The organism is Streptomyces sp. URMC 123 (genome assembly GCF_051386515.1).
Taxonomy (GTDB): domain Bacteria; phylum Actinomycetota; class Actinomycetes; order Streptomycetales; family Streptomycetaceae; genus Streptomyces.
The window spans coordinates 1-7151 of the sequence record NZ_JBPQTV010000333.1; the positions used below are offsets into that span (position 1 = coordinate 1).

Sequence of the window (7151 nt, forward strand, 5' to 3'; positions counted from 1 at the left end):
CGGCCGCCCAGGCCGGCTGAGCCGATACCCCCGGGGCAGTGAGCGGTGCCCTCCGGGCCTCGGGCCTTGAGGCACGGCATCCGCCGGGCCGTCGCTCGACCGTCACCGATGGGCCGAGCGGCGACCACGGCTCAGGCGGCGGCCGTACGCTCGGAGGCAGCGGACGGCAGGCAGCGGACGGCGGACGCCGGACAGCGCGCGCCGGGGCGTGCGGCGTCACGTGGCGCGCGAACGGCGGCGGCCGGTCCGGGTCCGGCGGACGGGAGTCGGGAGGCGCACGTGCCGGTGGAGATCACCTGGTGGGGGCACGCCACCGCGACGGTGGTGGACTCGGGGGTGCGGGTGCTCACGGACCCGCTGCTGGTGCGGCGGCTGGCCCATCTGCGCCGCCGGCGGGGCGCCCTGCCGCCGCCCGAGGCCGCCGTCGCGGACCTCGTCCTGGTCTCGCACCTCCACGCCGACCACCTCCATCCGCGGTCGCTGGCCCTGTTGGCGCCCGGCACCCGGCTGCTCGTGCCGCGCGGCGCGGTCCGGGCGGTGCCGGGGCTGCGGCGGATCGCGGCGAAGGGGGTGCGGCTCACGGAGGTGGTGCCGGGTGACGAGGTCCGCTGCGGCCCGGTGGTCGTGCGGGCGGTGCCCGCGGCGCACGACGGCCGCCGACTGCCGTACGGGCCCCGGCGCGCGCCGGCGCTCGGCTATGTGGTGCGCGGCGAGGCCACCACGTACTTCGCGGGCGACACGGGCCTGTTCGACGGCATGGCGGCGGCGGTCGGCCCCTGCGACGTGGCGCTGCTGCCGGTGGGCGGCTGGGGGCCGTATCTGGGGCCGGGGCACCTGGACGCGGGGCGGGCGGCGCGCGCCCTGGCCCGGCTGGCGCCGCGCCGGGCCGTGCCCGTGCACTACGGGACGTACTGGCCGATCGGCCTGGACGCGGTCCGTCCGCACGAGTTCCACGCGCCGGGCGAGGAGTTCGTGCGGCACGCGGCCCGGCTGGCGCCGGAGGTGGCGGTGGACCTGCTGGACCACGGCCAGTCGGTGCGGCTGGAGCCGGCCAGGTGATCCCCGAGGTCGTGGCCGGACTGGCGCCGGGGTCCACCCAGCAGGTGGTGGGCTATCCGTCGCTGTTCCTGCTGGTGGCGGCGGGAGCGTTGGTGCCGGTGGTGCCGACCGGGGCGGTGGTCGGCTCGGCGGCGGTCGTGGCGCTCCACCAGCCGTCGCCGTGGGCCCAGCCGGCGGTCTTCCTGGTGGCGGCCGGCGCGGCGTTCGTGGGCGACCTCGCGCTGTACGGGCTGGGGCGGCGCGGGCTGAACGGGCCGCGCGGCGCCGGACGGGGCCGGGACGGGGGTGGGCGCGGGGGCGGGAAGCGGCTGGCGCGGCTGCGCGAGCGCGTGGCCCCGGAGCGGCTGGAGTCCGCGCGGCGCGCCCTGGACGAGCACGGGGTGACGGTGCTGGTGCTCTCCCGGCTGGTGCCGGGCGGGCGGGTCCCCGTGATGCTGGCGTGTCTGCTGGGCGGGATGACGCCGCGGCGCTTCGCCCGCGGGGACGCGCCGGCGTGCCTGGCGTGGGCGGGCACGTACCAGCTCGTCGGCGTCCTGGGCGGAGCGCTCTTCGACCGCCCCTGGGAGGGCGTGCTGGCGGCCGTCGCGCTCACGCTGCTCCTGGGCGGCCTGCCGGGACTGCGGCGGCGGCTGCGAGGGCGGCGGGAGCCGGGCGAGGAGGCGGCGGGCTGACCCGGCGGCGACCCCAGGGCCGGGCCGGCCCGCGTGGCGGCCCGGGCCGCCACCCTCGGCGGGGGCGCGGCGCGTCCTCAGCGGGGGGCGAGGACGCGAGAGGCGCCGATCGGGAGGTCCCAGAGCTCCTCGCGCGGGCGGCCCGCCGCCGCCCACGCCGCCCGGACCCGGCTCAGCGGCTCCAGCGGCGGTTCGGCGGAGAGCAGGAACGTCCCCCAGTGCATGGGGGCCATGTTCCGCGCGCCCAGGTCCTGGCAGGCCTGTACGGCCTCCTCGGGGTCCGTGTGCACGGGCCGGAGCATCCACCGCGGGTCGTAGGCGCCGATCGGCAGGAGTGCCACGTCGATGCCCTCGTAGCGGCGGCCGATCTCGCGGAACCAGTGCCCGTAGCCGGTGTCGCCGGCGAAGTACACCCGCTGTCCGGAGCGGTCGGTGAGCACCCAGCCGCCCCAGAGCGAGCGACAGGTGTCGGTGAGGGTGCGCTTGCTCCAGTGGTGGGCGGGCACGAAGTCGAAGCGGACGCCGCTGCCCTCCGAGGGCAGCTCGACCGCCTCCCACCAGTCCAGCTCGGTGACGCGGGTGAAGCGTCTGCGGCGGCACCACGCGCCCAGGCCGGCCGGCACGAACAGCGGGGTGTCGCGGGGCAGCCGCTTCAGGGTGGGGGCGTCGAGGTGGTCGTAGTGGTTGTGGCTGATGACGACGGCGTCGACGCGCGGGAGAGCCGCCCAGGGCACGCCCACGGGGGTGACCCGGGCCGGCGTGCCGAGGATCTTGCGGGACCAGACGGGGTCGGTGAGCACGGTGAGACCGCCGATCCGCACCACCCAACTCGCGTGGCCCGCCCAGGTCACGGCGACGGTGCCGGCGTCCGGCTCGGGCAGCGGCCCCGGCTCCACGGGCAGGTGGGGAAGGTCGTGCAGGGACGCGGCGGAGGGCCGCATCCGGCCCTCGCGGGCGATCCGGGCGAGGGCCCGGACACCGGGCAGCGGCGAGGTGAGCCGGTCGGCGAACGACCGGGGCCAGAGGCGGATCTCGCCGAGCGGGCGCGGCTCCGCCAAGGGGCGTGGCTCGGCGAGAGGGCCCGGCTCGGCGAGCGGGCGCGGCTCGGTCTGTTCCGTCATCGAGGACTCCGTTCCGGGTGGCTGCGGTCCGCGGTCGAAGCGGTGGCGCGCAAGGGCTGGTGGGCTCGGCCGGTCATGCGGCACGCGCGGGTGGCGGACGGTTCCTGCGGCCCGGCCCGGCCTGCGGGACGCGACCCGGTACGGGTGCGGGCGCCGGCCGGTGGGCGGCCGGCGGGCGATGGACGGCGGACGGCGTGCGCCGTGGGCCCGCGCTGGGGCGACAGCCGTACGGAGCGGTGGGCGCGCCGGCGCGAGGGCCGTACGGAGCGAGGTGCTGTCCATACGGAGCGAGGCCGCACCCGTACGGGCCGGGGCGGCACCCGTACGGGCGGAGGCCCCGCGCGTACGGGCGGCACCGTCCGTACTGAGCGAGGCCGCGGCCGTACGGCGCGAGCGGGCACCCGTACGGAGCGAGGCGGCGGGCAGGCCGACCGAGCGGCATGGCCTCACCCGTCCCTCAACTCGGCGAACACCGTTCTCATCAGCCTCAACGCCATGCTCACATGTGGCAATTCCAGCGGGTCGTCGGCGTTCAGCGCCATGAGCCGCTGTTCCTCCGTCGCGCCGGCCGACCACGCGGTCGAGAGCCGCACCCGGAGCGCGTCCGGCGCGTCCCCGAAGCGGTGCCCGCCGGGCGCGGCCCCGCCGAGCCGGCCGGAGAGGTGCTCCTCGAGCTCCACGGAGTCGGTGATGCCGCGGTCGGCGAGCGCGGGGCGCAGGGGGGTCAGGTCGACGTAGAGATGGCGGCCGGCGCCGGGTGGCCGGCACAGCGCGCCGGACCGGATCACCGCGCCGTAGGCGGCGCGGGCCAGGGCCGCGTACATCCGGGCGGCGCGGCCGCACCGCTGGACGACGGGGCCGGGCTCGCCGAGGGCGTACGCCGCCGCGGCGGCGACGGGCCCGGGCACCACCGCGCGGACGGCGGCCAGCGCCTCCAGGGCGGCGGCGTGCAGCTCTCCGCCGCGCCAGGTGTTCGGGAACCGGGCGACGGCCGCGGGCCAGCCGGGCGGCAGCAGCGCGGCGCCGAGGTCGGCGAGCACGACGACGTCCTGGTGGCGCATCTCGGCGGGGCTGAGCAGCCCGGCCCCGGGGCGGTAGGTCTCGCCCCGGGCGGCACCCGGCCGTCCCGGTCCGTCCGCCGCGCCCGCCTCTCCGAGGCGCGTCCCACCGCCGCTCGGGCCGCCGGGGCCCGGCTCGCCGGGGCGGCCCGGGGGCCCCGGAGCCGGGGCCGCGGCGCCGGGGGCGGCTCGCGGCGGCCCCGCGGCGGAGGCATCCTCGGCGCGGAGGCCGCCCGGGCCGGGGGCGGCGGCCCCCGGAGCGTCGCGTTCCGGGGCCCTGGGCTCCGGGGCGCTGGGCTCCGGGGGGACGCGCGCCGGACCGCTGGATTCCGGAGCCTCGGGCCCTGGACTGCCAGGGTGCGGGTCGCCGGTCCCCGAACCGCCGGATCGCGGGCCACCGGGCTCCGGGCCGCGAATTTCCGGAACGTCAGGTTCCGGGGCGATGGGTCCGGGCGCTCGGAGCTCCGGGCCGAAGACCGTGTCGCGGTACGTCTCGTCGCTGACCATGAGCAGGCCCACGGAGGCCGCCGCCTCGCAGACCTCGTGCATCAGTTCGGGCGGCGCGACGGTCCCGGACGGGTCGTCGGCCACGGACAGCACCAGGGCCCGGGGGTCGCCGCCCTCGGCCCGTACCCGGCGCACGGTCTCCAGGAGCGCGAACGGGTCCGGGATGCCGCCGCACTCGGCCGGTACGGGCACGTGATAGGCGGGGCGGCCGAGCAGCCGGGCCGTGGGCGCGTACCAGGCGGCACACGGCCGCGTCATCAGCACATCGCCGCCGATCGCGGCCAGCACGGCCGTGAGCAGCGCGGGGGCGCCGGGCGCGGCGGCGACATGGAAGGGATCGGTCCACAACCCGCGCCGTGACCAGTAGCCGCAGGCGGCGGCCAGCAGCCGCTCCCCGCCACCGACCGGCTCCGGCTCCGCGCGGGCCGCGGCGCCGGCCAGTTCGGCGGAGAGCTCGGGCAGGACCGGCAGTGCGGGGCCGGGCGCGGGCGGCCCGAAGGAAACCGGCGCCCGCCCCTCCGGTGCCGTCCGCTCCATCCGTACCTCCGGTTGTTCACTCGCTCCTGTGCCGCGCCGACCATCTGCGCCCATGGTCCGGCCGGGGCCCGTCTTCCGCCCGCCGAGACGCCCCGGCGCGCCGTGCGGGGCACGTCCGCCGGCCGGTCCACGCCCCGGAACCGGCGCCCGACCGGCCCACGCCGTGGACCGGGCGGCCGACCGTAGGGCCTCCGGACCACCGGGCCTCCGGGCCGCCCGGCGGAACCTTCGCGGCCCCACCGGCGGCGGCCTCCGGCCCGTGCGGCCCCACGGGCGCTCCGAGCAGGGCCCCGCGCCCGGAGCAGGGAATTCCACGCCGAATCCGGGCACGGGACTCCACGCCCGGAGGACTCCACGGCAGGGTTTTTCCCACCCGGAAGGCGACTCAGGCACGGAAATCCCCGCCGGACGCGCGCTCCACCGCCGGACCCCCGCCGGGCGGACCGGAGCCGCGCCCCGGGGCTGCCAACCCCACCGTCCGGACCACCCCACTCCTCGCGTCGGGATCTCCCCCCTGGGCGATCACGTGTGGATCATCTACCCGGATCGGCCGGATCACTCCACCGTCACGGCGTGGCGGACCACCGCGTCGAACAGATAGCCGTGGGTGTTGAAGACCGCGCGGTCGGGCTGGGTGCGGCCCGCGGTGTCCGTGGCGCGGGCCATGAGGACGGCGGGTCCCGGCCCGGGCGGCCGCCAGTGCGTGCTCCAGCGGGACCAGACACCGTACTGCGGGGCGTCGTGGAGCCGGGCGTCCTGCCAGTGGGCGCCTCCGTCCGTACTGATCTCGACGCGGCGGATGCCGCCCGCGCCGGACCAGGAGCGGCCGGTGATCCGGTGGACGCGGCCCGCTGCGAGCGTGGCGCCCTCGGCGAGTTCGAAGGCGCTTTTGACGCTCTGCCGGGTCAGCGGGTCGCTGCCGCCCTCGGGGTGGGCGGGCCCGTAGAGCCGGTAGAGGTCCGTGCTCCACGGCGAGGACAGCGGTTCGGCGGAGACCTCGATGTCCCCGACCCACTTGATGGAGGCGATGCCCACCCAGTTCGGCACCACGACCCGTACGGGGAACCCGTGGTCGCACGGCAGCGGCTCGCCGTTCATCTCGTAGGCCAGCAGCACGTCGTCCAGCGCCTTGGCGACGGGCATCGGCCGCCGCACCCGGCCGAGGGACCTGCCGGCGTGGACGTACGCGTCGTCCAGCCCGCTCGGCATCACGTCCACGGCGCCGCGGGACAGGCCGGCCCTGCGCAGCACCTCGCCCAGGGGGACCCCGCGCCAGCGGGCGGTGCCGATGCCGCCGAGGCCCCAGGGGGTGCCCCTGACCTGCTCGCCCTGCTGGTTCGGATAGTGGACGCGGCCGTTGCCGGCGCATTCGATGAAGGCGGCGCGGCTGACGGAGGGCATGGCCAGCAGATCGTCGTACCCGAACGCGACGGGCCCGCCGCGCAGCCCGCTGCCCCGAACGGTGAGCCGCCAGGTGCGGGCGTCGATGCGGGGGGTGCCGGTGTGGTTGCGGACGAAGAAGCGGTCGACGGGGGTGAGGCGGCCGGTGCCGCGCAGCGCGGGCCAGTTGGTCTCGGCGTTGGTCTCGCGCAGGGTGAAGAAGGCGGGCGACACCGGCTTGACGATCCCCGGGCCGGGCTCCGTGCCGAGCCCGGCGGGTCCCACGGGTCCGGGGGGCACGTGCGCGGGGGCGGACACGCTCGTCGCGGCCGTCGCCCGGCCGGCGCCGCCGAGGCCGAGCCAGGCGGCCAGCGGGGTGACGGCGGCGAGGCCCAGCAGGTCGCGGCGGCCGATGCCGCTCGGGGCGGGTCCTCGGCCGGCGCCGGGCCCCGTGGCGGTCCCGGGGTCGGCGGCGGCCCGCACACGTATGGTCCTCTGTCCCGTGTGTCCCATGTCGTACGTCCTCACGGTCGGTGGAAGCGGAGGGCAGTACTGCTGCCCCCGGGGCCGGCGCGCGCGGGCGCGGGCTCGACAGCCGGGAGAGCGAGAACGAAGGCGTCAGAGGCGGCAGCGGCCCGGAGGGCCGATCCGGACAGCGGAGCGCGGCTCGCCGGCGGCGGCCGCGGCGGGCACGCCGAACGGGCCGTCACTGATCACGGCGTGAGCGTAACCGAACACCCCTCGCGCCGAAGGCGAGTTCGGATAGTGCGACGCACGGTTCGCTGTCCGGGACAGGAGGGGGCAAGGAGGGGCGGGAG

The 7151-nt window shown here is 78.2% G+C and carries 4 protein-coding genes and 1 pseudogene; 2 read left to right on the top strand and 3 right to left on the bottom strand.

The window, feature by feature from the left end:
• Nucleotides 1-279: 279 nt before the first annotated feature.
• Both ACSNOD_RS26435 and ACSNOD_RS26440 read left to right on the top strand, forming a co-directional pair.
• Complete coding sequence (locus ACSNOD_RS26435) at nt 280-1059, top strand: MBL fold metallo-hydrolase (protein WP_436769573.1); 780 nt, start codon at nt 280-282, stop codon at nt 1057-1059.
• Nucleotides 1056-1730 (top strand): DedA family protein, encoded by a 675-nt coding sequence (locus ACSNOD_RS26440; RefSeq protein ID WP_436769574.1) that lies wholly within the window; start codon nt 1056-1058, stop codon nt 1728-1730. Before ACSNOD_RS26435 ends, ACSNOD_RS26440 begins: the two co-directional genes overlap by 4 nt.
• 77 nt (nt 1731-1807) lie before the next feature.
• Here ACSNOD_RS26440 and ACSNOD_RS26445 read toward each other — a convergent pair whose 3' ends face one another.
• From ACSNOD_RS26445 to ACSNOD_RS26455, 3 genes and pseudogenes are all read right to left on the bottom strand, one after another.
• Nucleotides 1808-2851 carry an MBL fold metallo-hydrolase gene (locus tag ACSNOD_RS26445; protein ID WP_436769575.1) on the bottom strand — a complete coding sequence of 348 codons (1044 nt, stop codon included), beginning with the start codon at nt 2849-2851 and terminating at the stop codon, nt 1808-1810.
• A gap of 1490 nt (nt 2852-4341) precedes the next feature.
• A pseudogene (locus ACSNOD_RS26450) lies at nt 4342-4953 on the bottom strand (aminotransferase class I/II-fold pyridoxal phosphate-dependent enzyme); the annotation flags it as partial.
• Nucleotides 4954-5508: 555 nt separating this feature from the next.
• Nucleotides 5509-6816, bottom strand: a complete 1308-nt coding sequence (locus tag ACSNOD_RS26455; RefSeq protein WP_436769576.1) for a molybdopterin-dependent oxidoreductase — start codon at nt 6814-6816, stop codon at nt 5509-5511.
• Between the last annotated feature and the right edge of the window lie 335 nt (nt 6817-7151).

What these genes read in the sequence shown, in the direction of transcription:
- ACSNOD_RS26445 (WP_436769575.1), bottom strand. Translation starts at nt 2,851, where the DNA reads ATGACGGAACAGACCGAGCCGCGCCCGCTCGCCGAGCCGGGCCCTCTC.